The organism is Glycomyces sp. NPDC050141 (assembly GCF_055586545.1).
The window spans coordinates 25,131-40,818 of the sequence record NZ_JBVJHZ010000019.1 but is presented as its reverse complement, the minus strand read 5'-3'; the positions used below and the strand labels follow the sequence as shown (position 1 = coordinate 40,818).

Here is a 15,688-nt window from a genome sequence, read left to right as displayed (position 1 = left end):
TGACCGTTGCGATGTTATGGAAGTGTCGCTCACTGTGTCAAGGGGGTCACAGGTTGAAATTTGAGGGGCACGAGATCGGATCAAGCGGTGCCGCAGCAGGTGTCGAAGTCGTTGGGGTAGGAAGCGACCGCTCGGCATCGTCGACGCTGTGCCGCGCTCACCTGCCCTGGGGAGCCCTCGGCCGCGCCGCTGGGGCTACAGTGCCGTGGTAGTTCGAACGGGCCTGAGCGACAAAGGAGGGGCGATGCCGGTTTCGAAGCGCCGCAAGCCGAAGACGAAGTCAGGGGGCGGACGGAAGCACGTCGGGGCGGCGCAGGCTGACCCGCTCGGCGTCGCTGCGGGGGTGTGGGAGCAGGGGCTCATGGGTGTCGGGGTCGCGAACCGACGCCGCAACCAGCCGTCACCGGAATGGGTGAAACGCGAATCCGCCACCGTCCTCGCGGACACGGGCCGCTTCGCGGACGCGGGTTCGATGCGTGAGCTCGAAGCGATGATCTGCGACATGTTCGCGGAGGCGTTCGCCGAGGACGCCGCCGAGTGCGACCCGGCGTGGTACCCGATGTTCGCCATGGAACTCATCAACGGGGCCGCCCAGCGCTCCGCCGAAGCGGTACGGGCCGGTTCGGACGGGTGGCGGGGACCGCTGTTCCTGTTGCGCGGGTTGGAGAGTGCGATGCCCGAGCACTACCGGCGTACCGCCGAAGCGGCCGCACGGAAGATCGTGCGCGCCCTGTCGGAGGCCGACTGCGCGTCACTGCCGAGCGGTCTGGACAAGCCCATGGCGGCCACCGGGCGGGCATGGACGCTCGTCAACGTCTACGGCGACGAGACCGGGCTGATCGGCGCGTTCACCGACCCGATCGACGGGGCCGAGACGGCCTACCTCATGAACTTCGACGCCTCCAGGTTCCCTCACGTAAGCTACGCAGGTGGCTTCGACTCGCTGGAGGCCGCCGTGGAGGCCTGGCGAGGCCACGCAGAAGGCGGCGAAGCGGCCGGAGCGAAGGCGGTCGATGCCGGAACGGACATGGCGTTCGCGGCCTATGCCGACGACCCGGTCGCCATCGCGTTCGACGGACCCGACCGGACGGTTCTGGCCGAGTACTTCCGCTCTGCCCGTCGCCTCGCCGACATGACCGTGAGTCTGCGGCGGGAAGGCGTCCAGGTCCCGGCGGCGGAGTACCGGTACGAGCCGGTGCTTCTCGACCCGGTGATCGAGCGGTTCGGCTCCTGGCTGGAGGGGCGCAGCGTCAAGCACGACCCAGACGCCCTGTTCGTCATCGCCGAGCAGTTCGTGCTCGGAGCGGTCCCCGGCAGCGAGCTCTCGATCTCGCCCAGGCGCGTCGAACACGGGGCGATCCTGATCGCCGACATGTACAAGCCAGAGGGCATCAGGGACGTGTTCGCGCTGCTGCCCGAGTGGATCCGCTACTGCGGCGAGCAAACCGGGCTGGACTCCGAGTGTGTTGAAGCAGCCGTCACTGCCGCACCCAAGACTCCTGAAGAAGCCAAGCATCGCGACGAGGACGCCTCCGACGACTGATCCGGCTCGGCGCGAAACCGTCAAGCACGGCCGGGAACGGGTTGACCGGTCGCAACCGATCGGTCGGCTCCGAAGGCTTCTTCGCCGCCTCTGAGGATCTTCTTCGGTTAGCCGCGGAGCGCCTCGTCCGCGCTGCTCGGGTTTCACCTGAACGAGTTATCAGACGTTGACACGAGGCCGCTCGACTGCGATAGTGACTCACTGTCCGCAACCGTTCGCTGCCGTGCAACGTGAAGGGTGCGTGCCGATGTTGAACTCCCCCCATTCCGGATCCACCTCAACTCGATCGGTCGGAAGGCCGCCGCGCCCGCTCCCGGTGCTGCTCGTCGTCGATGTGAGCGGCAGCATGGCGGCGAACAAGTTCGAGGACAAGATCGGTGTCCTCAACCGCTGCATCGCGACGATGCTCGCGGACTTCGCCCGCTTCGACGCGCCCCGCGGTCTGATCTACACAGGCGTCATCGTCTTCGGCGGCGACTCCGCGAGGCTGCACTTGCCGTTCACTCCCGCGGCCGAGGCGTCATGGACAACGATGGAGGCCGGCGGAAGGACTCCTATGGGGACCGCCCTCGACCTCGCCCGCGAGGTGCTGGAGCAGCCTGAGACCCTGCCCGCCAAGCCTTTCCGGTCGGCGATCGTGCTCGTCTCCGACGGCGTGCCGAACGACGAGTGGGAGCAGCCCCTCGCCGACCTGCTCGCCAGCGAGCGCGGCGCGAAGTCCTTGCGGATCGCCGTGGGCATCGGCACCGACATCACCGCCGAGGCGCAGCAGGTCTTGGAGGAGTTCGCAAGTCCGGGCGAAAACGTCCTGCGAGCGGACCAGGTCGGCGAGCTGCCCGGCCTGTTCGAATGGGTCACCGAGACCGTCACGCGCCGGTTCGGCGACGTCCCCGCCGTTCCCTCGCTCGACGAGATGCGGTTCTAGTGGCCGTATTCGGCAGTGGGCGGGGACCCGTCCGCGACACCGAAGGCACCGTGCTCGACCTTGAGGAACGTCCGCTCGGACGCGGCGGCCAAGGGGCGGTCTACCGGGTCCGCAACACCCGCTACGCGGTGAAACTGATCGACGGCCGAGGACGCACCGACTCGCGCGACGAACTCGACCAGCGGCTGCGCAGGCTCCGCTGGCTTCCGCTCGACGGCATCCCGATCACCATGCCCCGGCGGGGACTCGTAGCGCCCCACGTCGGCTACCTCATGGACCTGCTCGAGGACATGGAGGCGCTGGAGCGGCTGTGCCTGCCCCCCGACGGGGTCGACGACTGGTACGCGCAGACCGGCGGGCTGCGTCGGCGCCTGCGGCTCCTCTCCGCATGTGCCGACGCCCTGGCCCGGCTCCACGCTCGCGGACTGGTCTACGGTGATCTCTCCCCCGCAAACGTGTTCATCGCCGCTGACCCGAAGCATGACCGGCTTCGACTCATCGATGCCGACAACATCAGTGTCGAGTCCTCGGCCCGCGGCGGGGCCGTCGGGACCCCCAGATACGCGGCTCCGGAGATCTGCACCGGCCGGAGCGGCAACACGACGTACAGCGACGCGTACTCGTTCGCGGTGCTCGCCTACGAGGTCCTGGTCGCCGATCACCCGTTCGGCGAACTCATCGACGACGAGGACGATCTGGCAGCCGTCCATTTCGGTCACGAGCCCTGGACCCTGCACAGCGGCGACGAACGCAACCGGTCCGCATATGGGATTGCGCCGGAGAAGGTACTGACCAGAACGCTTCGTGAGCTGTTCCAGCAGAACTTCGAAGCGGGGCTGCTCGACCAGTACGCCAGGCCTGAAGTGTCGCGCTGGGCTGAAGCGCTCGACCAGGCCGCCGATCGCACGGTGCGCTGCACCGGTTCTGGCTGCGACCACACCTACCTGGTCCTCAGCAGCCACTGCCCCTTCTGCCACACCGCCAGGCCCGAAATCCTCCCGGTCGCTCTCTATGAGTGGGCCCCAGCGGAACTCGCGGCCGCAGACGGCAAGCCGGTTCAGACCGAGGCGATCCACGCCGTCGCCGTACAGCGCGGAGAACCCACCATGCTGACCGCACGCCATGCGGTGTTCGGCCCCGACGACCGCGCGGCGTACCGGCTGCTCCTGCGCTGGGACGGCGCAGACACCGTCGACCTCACCAACACTGGAACCGCCCCCGTCAGGCTCACCCGAGGCGGCACTGAGAAACGCTTGGCGCCAGGCGAATCAAAGAGCACGGATACGGACTTCCGAATTCACTTCGGCCCGAGCAGGGAAATCCACCGTATCGCGGGCTTCACACCGGGAGCATGGGGCTGACATGCGGGCCGATCAGATCGCCGTCGCCGCGCGCACCGTGCTCGACATCGAGGTCGCGGGACCTCTTCCTGACTGGTTCCCGAAACAGCAGGGGCCTCCGAGTCACCGGAGAGAGGAGGAGATGCCGGACCGCGAAGTCGTCCTGAGCCTCCGCGACCCCCGCGATCCCGGAAGGGTCGTCATCGCGAGAGCCGATGGTGCGCAAAGCATTCGCGGCACCACCGACCCCGACCAGCTTGCGATGCTCCCGGGCGAGCACCGGATCGCCTGGATTCTGGAGACTCACGGCAATAAGGTCACCGTCCAGATCCACCGTTTCGCTGATGGCCCGCTGCCCGGACCGCTGCCGATCGGAGTTGGCGACGAAACCGCCGAGGACGTCCGACGCGAACGACGGGACGAACGCCTCTCGCTCCCGAGCATCACCCGGTGGCTACTCGAAGAGTTCACCCTCGCCGCTCTCGACGGGAGCGGCAAGCGCCGGTTCGTCTACATCGGCGGCCCCAACAGCGCGGAGCCCTACGACTCTGCTTCCGGGCAGGGCTTCACCCTTCTGGGGCGCAAACTCGCCGCCGACGTGTCCTTCCGCAACGGCAAGTACACGATCAAACGGCTCGTCCCGGTCCAGCATCGTGCCGGAGACTCCCGGCCCCGGTACTCCGAGACCGAACTGCACTTCACCGACGCGAGCACCCAGGCCGCCGCCAACGCCGAGATCCAGGCCGCGCTCATCGCGATCACCGGCGGACAACAGTCCTATATGGACCGGTGGAAGTCCTACAGCGATCTCGAACGCTCCGACCTTGTCGACGAGGCTAAGCGGCTCGGACACGCCCGGTTCAAACAGCGTGCGCTCGGCGGCGTCGGCGACCAGGTCTGGACGTTCGAACTCGAAAATGGCGACCAGACCTCGGCGTTCCTGAGGGAGCTGCGGACCCGCAACCCGATTCCCGAACTCGAGGCCGCCGACCAGCTCCAGCCAGAGCTCCTCGCCGGCGGCGGCGCCCGCCGCACGTATCGCGGAGAGGTGGTCGGTTTCCGGACACAGCCGCCCGCGGTCGACCTCAAGCTCGAAACCCGCTCGGGCACGCTGTTCGAGGAACCGCCGGTGAGCGGGCACCTGTTCCTCGCGATAAGCGGCAACCGCATGAGCCAGGAACGGCGCGAGCGCGCCCGCGAGCGCATCATGTCCGACAACGCCGCGATGAGCGGCCTCCGCCTCCTCATCGAAGGCGTCGACCGGCCGGGCACCGGCACCGAACCGACCGCCACGCTCCGCAAGGCCCTCAGGCGCGCCATCCGCGAGTCCTTCAAAGACGACGATCCGACACCCACCCAGCGCCGGGCTCTGGAGATGGCACTGACCACCCCCGACCTGCTCCTCGTCCAGGGCCCACCGGGCACCGGCAAGACCCAGTTCATCACGGCGCTGCTACGCTGCCTCGACGCCGCGGGCGAGTCCGCGCGCGGTTTCAACCGCACCCTCCTCACCAGCTACCAGAACGACGCGGTCGAACACGTGGCGAGCAAGGCCCGCAACAAGGGACTGCCTCCCGCGCTCGTGCACCCCGACCCCGATCGCAGTCGCAAGAGCATCGATACGCTTCGCCACGAGATCAAGTTCCGCGCGCGGCAGGCCCACGACGCGTTGCCCGAGGTCCAGCGCAGCGGCGACCTGGCGCGTTTGACCGAACTCGCCGCCGCCTATCAGCGCTCACCGGTCTCGGCGGTCGGCCTCGTCGACCTCCTCAAGCGCATCAGCGACCTCGCCGACGGCGCACTCCCATACGAGCTGCGAACGCGCCTCGCAGAGCAGCGTGAACTCGCCGGGATCCGCGCCGTCCCGGCCCGCGTACTCACCGAGTCCGAACACACAGCGGTCCTTCGGGTCGTCCGCTCGCTGCGTGCCGGGTCCGTGGCGTTCGCCGATGACGGCCCGGACCGGGCCCGCTGGGCGCTCCCCGCGCTCGACAAGCTCGGGCTGCTCTCCGAGGACGACCGGGAGCTGCTCGAACACGCCGCCTCCTGGGAGTCCCCAGAACGACCCGACTTCCTGGATCGACTGTCCGCATTGCAGATTCGGCTGCTTGAGGAGCTAGGGCCCGACAACACCGCGATGGCGCCGATCCTCGCTCACGACACCGAGGTGCAGGCCTTGCTGCACGAGGTCGTCGAGGCCGCCGAACACCACTGGGACGGCACCGACAACGCCACCGGCAAGGTCCTCGCCGAGTACCTGCGCGACCTCGACGGGAACATCACCTCGATCGAACGGACCCTGCACGACTACAACGCCGTCCTCGCTGCCACGGTCCAGCACACCGACTCACGCGAGATGCACCGGATCATGGAGGCGCCGCTGCCCGTCTTCGGAACGATCGTCGTCGACGAGGCCGCCCGCGCGAACCCGCTCGACCTGATGATCCCTATGTCGTGTGCCCGCAAACGGATCGTGCTCGTCGGCGACCACAAGCAGCTGCCGCACGCGTTGGAGCAGAGACTCGAACGCGAGTTGCAGCGCACGGGCTCGTTCGGCGACACCACGGTCCTGCATCAGAGCCTGTTCCAGCGCTGGTTCGAACGCTTCCAGGACGAGCGCCCCGCCGTCCGCACGATCACGCTCGACGAGCAGTTCCGGATGCGGCCCGAACTCGGCAGTTTCGTCAGCGACGTGTTCTATGGTGGCCCCGACAAGATCCGATCGCATCCTTCCACGGCCTCACTCGAACACGGTTTCACTCCCTATGCGAGCAAGTCCGCCGCCTGGATCGACGTGCCGCTGAGCGAAGGACCGGAGGAGCGGACCAATCCGGGATTCAGACGGATCCCCGAGGCGAGACGGGTCGCCTCAGAGCTGCGCGCCTTGGCGGACCAGGATCCGGATCGGAACCGCACCTTCGGAGTGATCACTTTCTACCGGTCGCAGAAGGAGGCGATCTGGGACGCGCTGGTCGACGAGGACCTCGCCGTCCCGGTTGACGAAGGCGACTACGAGCCGGTGCAGAAGATGGCGTGGACCGCGGACGGCCGCCGACGGCTCCAAGTCGGCACGATCGACGCCTTCCAAGGCTTGGAGTTCGATGTCGTCCTGCTGTCGGTCACCCGCAGCAGTGAGCACGACCCCGACCCGTCGCCGCGAACGGCGCTGCGCCGGTACGGGTTCCTCACGAAGGAGCAGCGGATGTGCGTGGCGATGAGCCGACAGCGGCGGCTGCTCCTCGTCGTCGGCGACGCGGCGATGGGCGACCGCGACCTGGTGCCGCCGCATCCCGACCAGGAGAACCGTTCGATCGTCGAAGGCCTGGCGGCCTTCCAGGAGCTGTGCAGGGGGCCGCATGGCGCGGGCGTTCGGCCATGACACCGCGGTGATGCGGCCCAAGAACTTCCACCGCGGCCGGTCGCTGTGGCTGCTGTGGCCCGCCCTCCAGTACCGCGTGGTGACCCCGGTGGTCTACGAACCGGAACTCAACGTCTTCCAGCGCGGCATCCTCGGGCTCGCCCGTTGCGGGAAGCGCGACCCTGTCGAATGGGCGGACCTCCTCGGACTCGAATCCGAGTTCGCGCAGCTGGTCCGCGACGGCTTGTCCACAATGCGGTACCTGGACGCGTACAACGCGCCCACCGAAGCCGGATTGAGGGCCTTGGACGACGGCTTCCACGACACCGATCGGATCGCAGTCACGCACGTCTACCAGGATCCGTTCACCGGAGCTGTGTGGCCGGCGTACGTGGACAACCCGGTGACGGTCAGCCCCCGCTGGGTCGCGAAGCACAAGGCCAAGCTGGACTTCACGCGCGACTCCGCCCCGGTCACCGTCACGGCGGTGGAGGTGCCGTGCGCGGACCTCAGCCGAGTCGAGACGCCGAGCTCAGCGGAGATCCTTGAGCAGGTGAGCCGTGGACGCCGGATCGAAGTCTGGGGCGAGCACGGTGAACGATGGCGGAAACCCGGGCCGGACCGGATCGCCGCCCGGGTCTCGGTGCTCGACTCCGGGGAGCCGGTGTACATCCCGGTCCAACTCGCCGTCTCCCAGCGGGAGGGCGCCGATCGGTCCTGGGGCGCGGTCAACCCGTTCACCGGCAAGCGCTATGAGCGACTGCGCAGATCGGTCGTGAACCGCTGCGCCTCGCACGAGGTGCTCAGCCAGGAGCTCGGGCGGCTGATCGGGCGCTCGCCCGAAGCGCACCTCGACGCGTACGACATCATGAGGGCGGATCGCAAGAACCGCTACCGCGAGGACCTCGAGAGGCGGTTCGGCGGTCGGCTCCGCGGGCACCCCGAGCTCGAAGAACTGCTCGCGATGGTCGAGTTCCACTGGGAGAACGCCAGAGTCACTGCGGACAATGACGCCGACCTGGAACTGACCGCCAATTACGCATGGCGTGCCCATGAAGTCGTGCTCCGCGGCCTTCGGGAGCGATGGCCGGTGCCGCCATGGCCCAAGGGCAGCTCGGGCGTTCCGGCTCCATGGCGTCACTTGTTGGAGGCGAGTACGCGAATCGGCCTGGAAGGCAACCAATACCGGAGCGTCTCACCTTTCTTCAGCAAGCACGACAAGGTAAGAGACGCAATTGAGCGAGTCGAAGGCAAAGCGAGGACCGATCCGAAGAATCCGGATCTCATGCTGTATGCGGTGTTGTCCGCCGACACGCATGGCCCTGACCACCCGATCCGGCAACTCATCTCGTCGCGCCCTTACCTGCTGACCGAATGGACCGAGGTGGCCGCGTCTCGTAACAGCGGCTCCCACGGAGCCATCGAGCGGACCGCCTTCGGCCGGGCCCGGAACGCGCACCAGCTCGCCTTCGACCTCACCAAGTGCTTCCTCAACTGCCTCCACCCGACCGCAGAGGGAAAGGAACCTCCAAAGCATGGGCAAGAACCGGTCCCGCACCCGCAGGCCAGCCCGACCGCCGCAACAGCGGGCCCCGCAGACGGCGCGAGCCGCCCGTGAAGAGCGTGAGGCGGACGCGCAGCAGGCAGTGGAAGCCGCAGTAGACCCGTCCGAGGCCGTGCAGGCGGCGGTGAACGAGGATGTCGAGCCCCCGGTGATTGCCGTACCCGCAGCCGGCGCCGAAGACCGCCTGCTGATCGCCTACGACGCCCTCGTCGAGCAGCGCGGCGTCTACGAGCAATGTCGGGACCGCGCCGCCGAGCGTGAGCGAGAGGCCGAGGCTGCTCTGGAGCGCGCCGAATCCGCCGCCCAAGCCGCCGAGGGCGAACGTGCCGAAATCCTTGCTGCCAAGAGCGAACTGCAAGCACTCCAGACCGAGACCGCCGGGAAGGTCAAGGCGGTCCGCGCCCGGGAAACGGAACTGCTCGGACTCGAGATGCGTGCCGCCGAGGGCTTCCAAGACCTCCTCGACAGCAGAGAGCAGGCCATCAGCGAGCGCCTGGGCTTCGAGCACGAACAGCGCCTCGCCGCAGTTACCGCCGGTGAAGCGGCCGTCGTGGAACGGCAGCGGCAACTCGACGAGGAGCACGCCGAGCTCATCGAGAAAGCCGCAGACCTGCGGACCCGCGAACACGCGGTACTCCGCCGGAACCGCGAGATCGACGCCGAGGTTGCGTCGAAAAGCGCGGAGCGCATCCAGGAACTCGAGACGAAGGTCCGCCTGTCCAAGGGCCGCATCGAAGGCGCCGAAGGGGAGATTGACCGGCTGGAGCGCGAGCAGACGGCGATGCGCAGCAAATGGGCCGCAGTAGGCAACCGCGACCCCGAGGGGCTTCTCGAAGAGCTGGAACAGCTCCGCGAACACAACCAGGAGCTGCGGCACCAGCTCTCCGAACGTCTCGACGGTGAAGACCTCGACCGGCTGCACTTCCTCGAACGCAACAACCAGGAACTGCGCGAGGAGCGCGAACGCCTCCAGCGCGCGCTCGACGAAATGGAGAGCCGGGCGGTATTCGACCAGGCGTCACACCTCATGACGAACCAGCTCAAGGAGGCGAAGCGGAGTTACGACTTCGTCGTGCGCGGCTACCAGCAGCAGCTCGGCACGCTGGAGGAGTCCTACGAGAAGCTGATCGCCTCCAACGCCAAGGATCCGGCGGCGACGCTCTTCCCTGCCTGCACCGCGATCGACGCCGACGACGAGTTCGCGTTCCCCGCAATCGAGGACGGCGGCAAGAGCGACCTGCACCGATTCGCCCGCGACATGCAGGGCGCGATGTGGAGGCAGTCGAAGCTCGCCTACCGGCTCGACGACGTCTGCGCCTTCCTCGGCGGCATGGCGATGAGCCGCCTGCACCTCCTCGAAGGCATGAGCGGCATCGGCAAGACCTCGCTCCCGAAGGCTTTCGCAGCGGCCCTCAACGCCCACTGCGAGATTATCGAGGTCCAGGCCGGGTGGCGTGACCAGCACGACCTGTTCGGCCATTACAACGTCTTCGAGCAGCGCTTCCACGAGACCCGGTTCCTGACCGCGCTGTACAAGGCCGGCTCGCCGCGCCACGTGAACCGCCCGTTCTTCATCGTCCTCGACGAGATGAACCTCTCCCGCCCCGAGCAGTACTTCTCGATCCTGCTGTCGCGCCTCGAAAGCGACGACACGACCCCGATCAGGCTCGCGCCAGGCGGATCCGGGAAGCCACCCGCCCGCTTCGAACTCGACGGCACGGCCATCGAGGTGCCACCGAACGTGTGGTTCATCGGTACCGCCAACCAAGACGAGTCCACACTCGAATTCGCCGACAAGACCTACAATCGCGCGTTCCTCCTCGAACTGCCCCCGGAGCGGCCCTGGGTTCCGGGCGGCAGCAGTGTCGAGCCCTACACGCTCGGCGCACTCCGAAGCGCATTCGGTGAGGCGAAAGGCAAGCACCGCAAGGCCGTCACGGCGGTCAAGGACCTACTGGACGTCCTGCGGGACGATCTGTTCGAGATCGGACGCGTCCAGGTCGGACCGCGCCTCGAATCGCAGCTGGAAGCCTTCCTTCCCGTCTTCACGGCCGCTCGCGGCACCGAGTCCGAGGCCCGCCGCGACGCTGACCCCGTAGCAGGGGCATGCGATCCGGTCGCGCTGGGAGCCGACCAGTTCATCGCATCGAAGGTGCTGCGGCAGATCAGAAGCCGTTTCGAGGTGTCCGCGGAAGGGATCGACCAACTGGAGCAACAGCTCGGTGACGCCTGGACGGCTCACTTCCCCGGCACGAGCCCGGAAAAGTGCGCTCAGGTCTTCGCCGACGAGCGCCGCCGGAGAAGCGCGTGACGGTCCGCGGTGCGGAAGCGGAGCCGGACCCTTACGTCATGGCGGCGGTCGTCGCGCTGGCCCGGCGGCTCGATGCCCCCGATGCCGAAGCGCACGGCGTTCCGGTCGTCACCCCGATGGCCGAGCACCTCACTGACCTGACCGCGCTCGACCGAGCGATCGCGGATGAGTTGGACGCGTTGACCGCAGTTTGCGTCCGTCCGGCCGACCGTCTCGGCATCGAGCACGCCCTGGTGCGCGCGGACGAGGCCCGGCGCGTCCCCGTCGAGGGCCTGGTCCGGCTGGCCTCGCGCACCGAGGAGTGGGCCGACCGGGACGACTCCGGCCGACCGATTCCTACGAAGTTGCTGACCGTCCGTTTCAAGGAGGAGTTCGACTTCTTCGAGAACCGGACGGCCGTGCAGCTCGTGGACCGGCTTCGCCGGTATCTCGCGCGGCGACTGCGCGACCTCGACACCCTCGAACGGCACGCGACGGGACTCGAACGGTATGCGAATGCCCTCCACGACACCGGGCAGTCCCACTGGAAGCTCCGCCGCCTGTCGGTGCTCCTCGGGGAGGCCGCGGAGGACGGCACTGTCCACGCCGCGGCCGTCAAAGCCGCCGCCGACCGGCTCCGCCCGCACTTGCGAGGCCTCGACCGGCTGCGCGGCACACCGCTGTACCAGCAGGCGAACCGGCGCGCCTCGATCCCGTTCCGCCTGCCGCGCACGAATCTGCTCACCCGGGACCTCCGCTACCGGCGCACGGCCGCGCTCTGGGAGGCGTGGGCGCTGGGCGAGAAGGACGCGACCGACGAACACCGCGACGACCGCGCCGACTTCGAAGCCGCCTACAGCGCTTTCGTCGCCGCGGCGGTGGCGCGTGCCATGCAAGTACTCGGGCTCGAAACCATCTGGCCGAACCAGTCGATCGAGTCGGACGGGCCGGTGATCGAGGTCCGCTCAGCGGGCGTCGTCGTCGCCGAGATCGTCGCGGTACCGGCGGATCTGACCGCTGCTTCCGCAGCCCGCCCCGATGCCGCAGACGGCGTCCCGACGGTGCTCGCCTATCCAGGGCTCCGCACCGATCGCGACGCGCTGCCGTCGGCACTGCGCACCCATGCCCATTGGACCGGGCTACCGCGCCCCGGCGACCGTCTTTCGGGGGTGGTCCCGGTCAATCCTCTTGAGATCGAGAGCACTGAGCGTCTGGCACGTGCCCTGCGCTGGGCGCTGTGGGCCCCGTTCGTCATGGACTCGTACCCTCCGCGAATGCCGATCCCGTCGTGGTGGCGCCCAGGGCATCACGCTTGGATCGAGTCGGGTACTGAAGGTCTCCGGCTGCTGCGCCCACCGACCGGCCCCGAACATGCGGCGCTCACGGCCGAGATCGAGCGCGCAGACGCCGATCGTCCCCGCCGCCGGGGCGAGGGCCGGCAGCCGGAAGCCTCCGACGTCGCGGCGGCGCTGGACAGGGCCGCAGCCGTGCTCGCGCGGATCGCGGCTTGTCCGATCTGCAGAGGCAGTGCAACCCGGTTCGAGGCGCGTGCCGAGGAGACCTTCCATTGCCGTTGCGATGACTGCAAAGGCCAATGGGGACTGCGGAAGTGCGGCGCTTGCAACCGGCGCTTCCCGGTGCTCTGGGCCCACGGCGCGACGGTGGTCTCCATCGGCGACGAGGACGGTGCGGACCTCGCCTACGGCAGTGACATCGCCGCTCTGCCGTGCCCGGAATCATCCCACTGGACGCAGTTCAAGTGTCCATGGTGCGGCGTCTGCCAAGCCGCGGGGCGCTGTTCTTGCGACGTATGAGTGCCGCACCCGGGGATGGGAGTGGGCCGACCGATCCCCACCAGATCGATCGGCCCGGGTGGTGCTCCCCGACCGGGCTCGAGGTTCAATCGCGCGGGACGGGGAGCGGCTTCTCAAGCGCCGCTGATGATCTTGCGGGCTTGGGCTTCAATCCAGGCGCACCACTGGTCGCCGTTCCAGGCGCCGCGCCAGACCGGGTCGGTGTCGGCGGTGAACCGGCAGACTTCGCTGGGACCGGCGTTCGGGCTGTCGCGGCAGTCGACGCGGTAGGAGTCGGGCCCGGTGCGGTAGACGAGGAAGTCCGCGGGGGTGCGCCGGAACTTGCCGAGAAAGACCTCATCCATTGCACGCACGGACCTTCCCCGACGGGGGCGTCTGTCCGTTGTAGAAGACCATGAAGGCGTGCTCCTTGAAGCGGGCCTTCCACTCAACGGTCCCGGAGCGCCAGCCGTCGCCCCAGGTCGCGCGAAGGTTCCAGGAGGCGAGCCCGGAGACGATGAGGGCGATGTCGGCCGGGTTCCCGTTCGCATAGACCTGGAACGAGTCCGGGGCGTCGGCACTGGAGGCCCGGACGGTGAAGTTCATGGTGCCGTATCGGAAATGCCCGCGTTCGAGGGCGGCTCCGTCTTGATTCGCTGTCTCGTTCCCGTTCATGGGATCGAGCCTATGACCTGCGAGGACACTCACGCCATGATCAACTCTGACGGGCGAGGCATCCCGGACCGCACGGCCACGAGCTCGTGTCGGCCGTCCAGAACGGACAAAAGGACGCGCCGCGGTGTCCCGTCGGCGCGTGTGGTCGACTAGCTCGAAGGCAGGCCGAGCTTGTCGAAGAACGCCCGGTTCCGTTCCATGGCCGTGTTGACGAGCCGATCGAAGCTTATCACTTCGATATACGCCTTGGCGGGTTCATTGAAGCCGAAGAAGCCGAGCCTGTCAGAGGTCGCGCGCAAGTTCGACATCTCGCATCGTTCCACCATGGTCGGCGTCAGATCGGCCACGATGTAGCAGAAGGCGGGGGACTCCTCGGATTTCGGGATCGGGCGCCCGGCAGCGGTCATGACGCCGCCTGCCCGTACGCGCTTCACATAGTCGAGGCACTGCGCGATCGGGTTCTTCCCCTCCGACGCATCATTGCGCCCCGGCCTCTTGATCTCGACGACCACGATCGACGACAGCGGGAGCTTCTCGCCCGAGGCCGCCAGCACCGGGGCATCGGCGAGTTTCGTCGCGAGTATGTCGGGTTCCCTGGTCGAATCGTCGCCGGTGATCGGCATGCTCTTGAGCGTCTTGTCGGAGGCGAGGTAGTCGTGGAACGCGAGGCTTTCGTCGATGATCCACAGGTTCGACGCATCCGCGCCGAGCTCGTTCGATTCGGTACGCATCGGAATGAGCAGGGAGTGGATGGCGTCCTCCCGGCTGTACTTGCCGTGCTCGTCCGACCGGATCAGTTTGAGCAGAATATCGAGAACGGCCCGTCGCCGCGAGACGTAGGCAGCCAAGTCGGACTGGTTGATGTCGCTAAGCTTGTCGAGGTACCGGGTGAGTCGCTCCTGGTAGTCCTCGGACCGTACCGAGCCGGTCTGGGCGAAGACCTCGTGTCCTTCGGCGATGGCTTCGGCTTCGAGTTCTTGCAGGGCGCGATGCAGCAGAAGCTCGAGTTCATGGTCCTTGATCGAGGGGTCGACGGTCAGACCGAGCGACTCGAGCCGGGCCAGGACGGGCCGGTATCTCGGCGCGCGGTGGCTCACGAATTCGTTGACCCGCTCCTTGCCCTCCTCGCGAGCCGCCCTGAGCTCGACGTCGAGGATCTTCTCTACTTCGTCAAGCACGCCCTTGCGGATGTCGCCCAGTGAGATCTCGCGTGCCAGCAGCCTGCCCGTGACTGATTCGTCGATGTCGAAGGCGGTGCGGTCCGCACGAACGTGCTCATCGAGAAAGCCGGATGACAGGTAGCAGATGTATGTGAACTCGGCGCCGCGCTCGTCCTTCAGCTTCCCTGACAGTCCGGGCACTTTACCGGTGAGGTTCTCCTCCAGCACCACGCGGTTCGCCGCGCACCAGTGCAGCCGCGGCGCGGTGCTGCGTGTGGTCGACCTGAAGCGGAGATTGACCATGGTGAATTTCTCGCCTTTGACGTCGACTGTCGTCGGCAGCATCTCGGAGAACACGAAGTCCTCCATCAGCTGGTTGAGCGAGACGCTCTCGTCGTCGTCGGCCACCGTCACCTCAGGAGCGCCGCCCGGCCGGAGGAAGTACCAGATGCAGTGCTCGAACACTTCACGTGCGATGAACTCGACGCTCTTCGGCGCGCTCTGCTGGAAAGCGACCTTGAACCCCTCCAGGGACACCGTCGTGCCGGGCTCGTCGGAGTCTAGGTGCTCCCCCAGTCGCTCGATCTCCTTCTCGACAGAGAACCTGAACTGGCGTCCCCGAAGGCCCCCTTCCGCATCCCGGTAGGCGCTGCGGACCGAAACCCTGCCGAACGCCTTGAGCCAGAGCAGGCGGCCCACGCCACGGCAACCGATCCCCGCCTTGAATTCGCTGTCCAAGGTCTCGAAGGACTTCATGTTCTCCGAGTCGAAACCCGTCCCGTTGTCCTCGACGGTGAACCCGACGATCGGGTTCAGCGCCGTGCGGCCGGGACCGGAAGGGCCGAAGTCCAACTGGTCCTGCGGACTGCGCAGGATCTTGACATGAAGCCGTCCCCGCTCGACGTCGTCGCCGAAGCGGGCGTCAATGGCCTGAATCCCGTTGACGACCGCCTCCAAGAGAGGGAGGAGGGCATGGCTCTTCGGCAGGCTCGTGTTACGAACCCGACCTGCCAGGGAAGTGGTCAGTGCCATGCCGAACC

10 protein-coding genes are annotated in these 15,688 nt (G+C 67.5%); 7 read left to right on the top strand and 3 right to left on the bottom strand.

From position 1 onward, the window contains the following. Window positions 1-244 precede the first annotated feature (244 nt). The 7 genes from ACZ60M_RS13355 (at window position 245) to ACZ60M_RS13325 (ending at window position 12,834) form a co-directional block, all read left to right on the top strand. Entirely contained in the window at window positions 245-1,543 is a 1,299-nt protein-coding gene (locus ACZ60M_RS13355; protein WP_465417802.1) for a hypothetical protein, read from the top strand. Window positions 1,544-1,790: 247 nt separating this feature from the next. Further along, window positions 1,791-2,468: a vWA domain-containing protein gene (locus tag ACZ60M_RS13350; RefSeq protein ID WP_465417800.1), complete on the top strand. Its 678-nt coding sequence runs from the start codon at window positions 1,791-1,793 to the stop codon at window positions 2,466-2,468. Window positions 2,469-2,518: 50 nt separating this feature from the next. Beyond that, the gene (locus tag ACZ60M_RS13345) at window positions 2,519-3,829 is read left to right on the top strand and encodes a protein kinase domain-containing protein (protein WP_465417798.1); all 1,311 of its coding nucleotides are present in this window, start codon (window positions 2,519-2,521) and stop codon (window positions 3,827-3,829) included. A gap of 1 nt (window position 3,830) precedes the next feature. Further along, on the top strand, window positions 3,831-7,187 hold the full coding sequence (locus ACZ60M_RS13340; protein WP_465417796.1) for a DEAD/DEAH box helicase: 3,357 nt from the start codon (window positions 3,831-3,833) through the stop codon (window positions 7,185-7,187). Beyond that, entirely contained in the window at window positions 7,165-8,784 is a 1,620-nt protein-coding gene (locus ACZ60M_RS13335) for a hypothetical protein (RefSeq protein WP_465417794.1), read from the top strand. Before ACZ60M_RS13340 ends, ACZ60M_RS13335 begins: the two co-directional genes overlap by 23 nt. Further along, window positions 8,702-11,041 (top strand): AAA family ATPase, encoded by a 2,340-nt coding sequence (locus ACZ60M_RS13330; RefSeq protein ID WP_465417792.1) that lies wholly within the window; start codon window positions 8,702-8,704, stop codon window positions 11,039-11,041. Before ACZ60M_RS13335 ends, ACZ60M_RS13330 begins: the two co-directional genes overlap by 83 nt. Continuing rightward, complete coding sequence (locus ACZ60M_RS13325) at window positions 11,038-12,834, top strand: DUF2357 domain-containing protein (RefSeq protein WP_465417790.1); 1,797 nt, start codon at window positions 11,038-11,040, stop codon at window positions 12,832-12,834. The genes ACZ60M_RS13330 and ACZ60M_RS13325 overlap by 4 nt, the downstream gene beginning before the upstream one ends. Before the next feature lie 113 nt (window positions 12,835-12,947). Here the strand turns inward: ACZ60M_RS13325 and ACZ60M_RS13320 are convergent, their stop codons facing one another. The 3 genes from ACZ60M_RS13320 to ACZ60M_RS13310 all read right to left on the bottom strand — a co-directional run bounded on the left by ACZ60M_RS13320 (window position 12,948) and on the right by ACZ60M_RS13310 (window position 15,680). After that, window positions 12,948-13,178 carry a hypothetical protein gene (locus ACZ60M_RS13320; RefSeq protein WP_465417788.1) on the bottom strand — a complete coding sequence of 77 codons (231 nt, stop codon included), beginning with the start codon at window positions 13,176-13,178 and terminating at the stop codon, window positions 12,948-12,950. Further along, on the bottom strand, window positions 13,171-13,488 hold the full coding sequence (locus ACZ60M_RS13315; RefSeq protein WP_465417786.1) for a hypothetical protein: 318 nt from the start codon (window positions 13,486-13,488) through the stop codon (window positions 13,171-13,173). Before ACZ60M_RS13315 ends, ACZ60M_RS13320 begins: the two co-directional genes overlap by 8 nt. 149 nt (window positions 13,489-13,637) lie before the next feature. Further along, window positions 13,638-15,680: an ATP-binding protein gene (locus ACZ60M_RS13310; protein ID WP_465417784.1), complete on the bottom strand. Its 2,043-nt coding sequence runs from the start codon at window positions 15,678-15,680 to the stop codon at window positions 13,638-13,640. Between the last annotated feature and the right edge of the window lie 8 nt (window positions 15,681-15,688).

What these genes read in the sequence shown, in the direction of transcription:
- ACZ60M_RS13355 (WP_465417802.1), top strand. Translation starts at nt 245, where the DNA reads ATGCCGGTTTCGAAGCGCCGCAAGCCGAAGACGAAGTCAGGGGGCGGA.
- ACZ60M_RS13350 (WP_465417800.1), top strand. Translation starts at nt 1,791, where the DNA reads ATGTTGAACTCCCCCCATTCCGGATCCACCTCAACTCGATCGGTCGGA.
- ACZ60M_RS13340 (WP_465417796.1), top strand. Translation starts at nt 3,831, where the DNA reads ATGCGGGCCGATCAGATCGCCGTCGCCGCGCGCACCGTGCTCGACATC.
- ACZ60M_RS13335 (WP_465417794.1), top strand. Translation starts at nt 7,165, where the DNA reads ATGGCGCGGGCGTTCGGCCATGACACCGCGGTGATGCGGCCCAAGAAC.
- ACZ60M_RS13330 (WP_465417792.1), top strand. Translation starts at nt 8,702, where the DNA reads ATGGGCAAGAACCGGTCCCGCACCCGCAGGCCAGCCCGACCGCCGCAA.
- ACZ60M_RS13320 (WP_465417788.1), bottom strand. Translation starts at nt 13,178, where the DNA reads ATGGATGAGGTCTTTCTCGGCAAGTTCCGGCGCACCCCCGCGGACTTC.
- ACZ60M_RS13315 (WP_465417786.1), bottom strand. Translation starts at nt 13,488, where the DNA reads ATGAACGGGAACGAGACAGCGAATCAAGACGGAGCCGCCCTCGAACGC.
- ACZ60M_RS13310 (WP_465417784.1), bottom strand. Translation starts at nt 15,680, where the DNA reads ATGGCACTGACCACTTCCCTGGCAGGTCGGGTTCGTAACACGAGCCTG.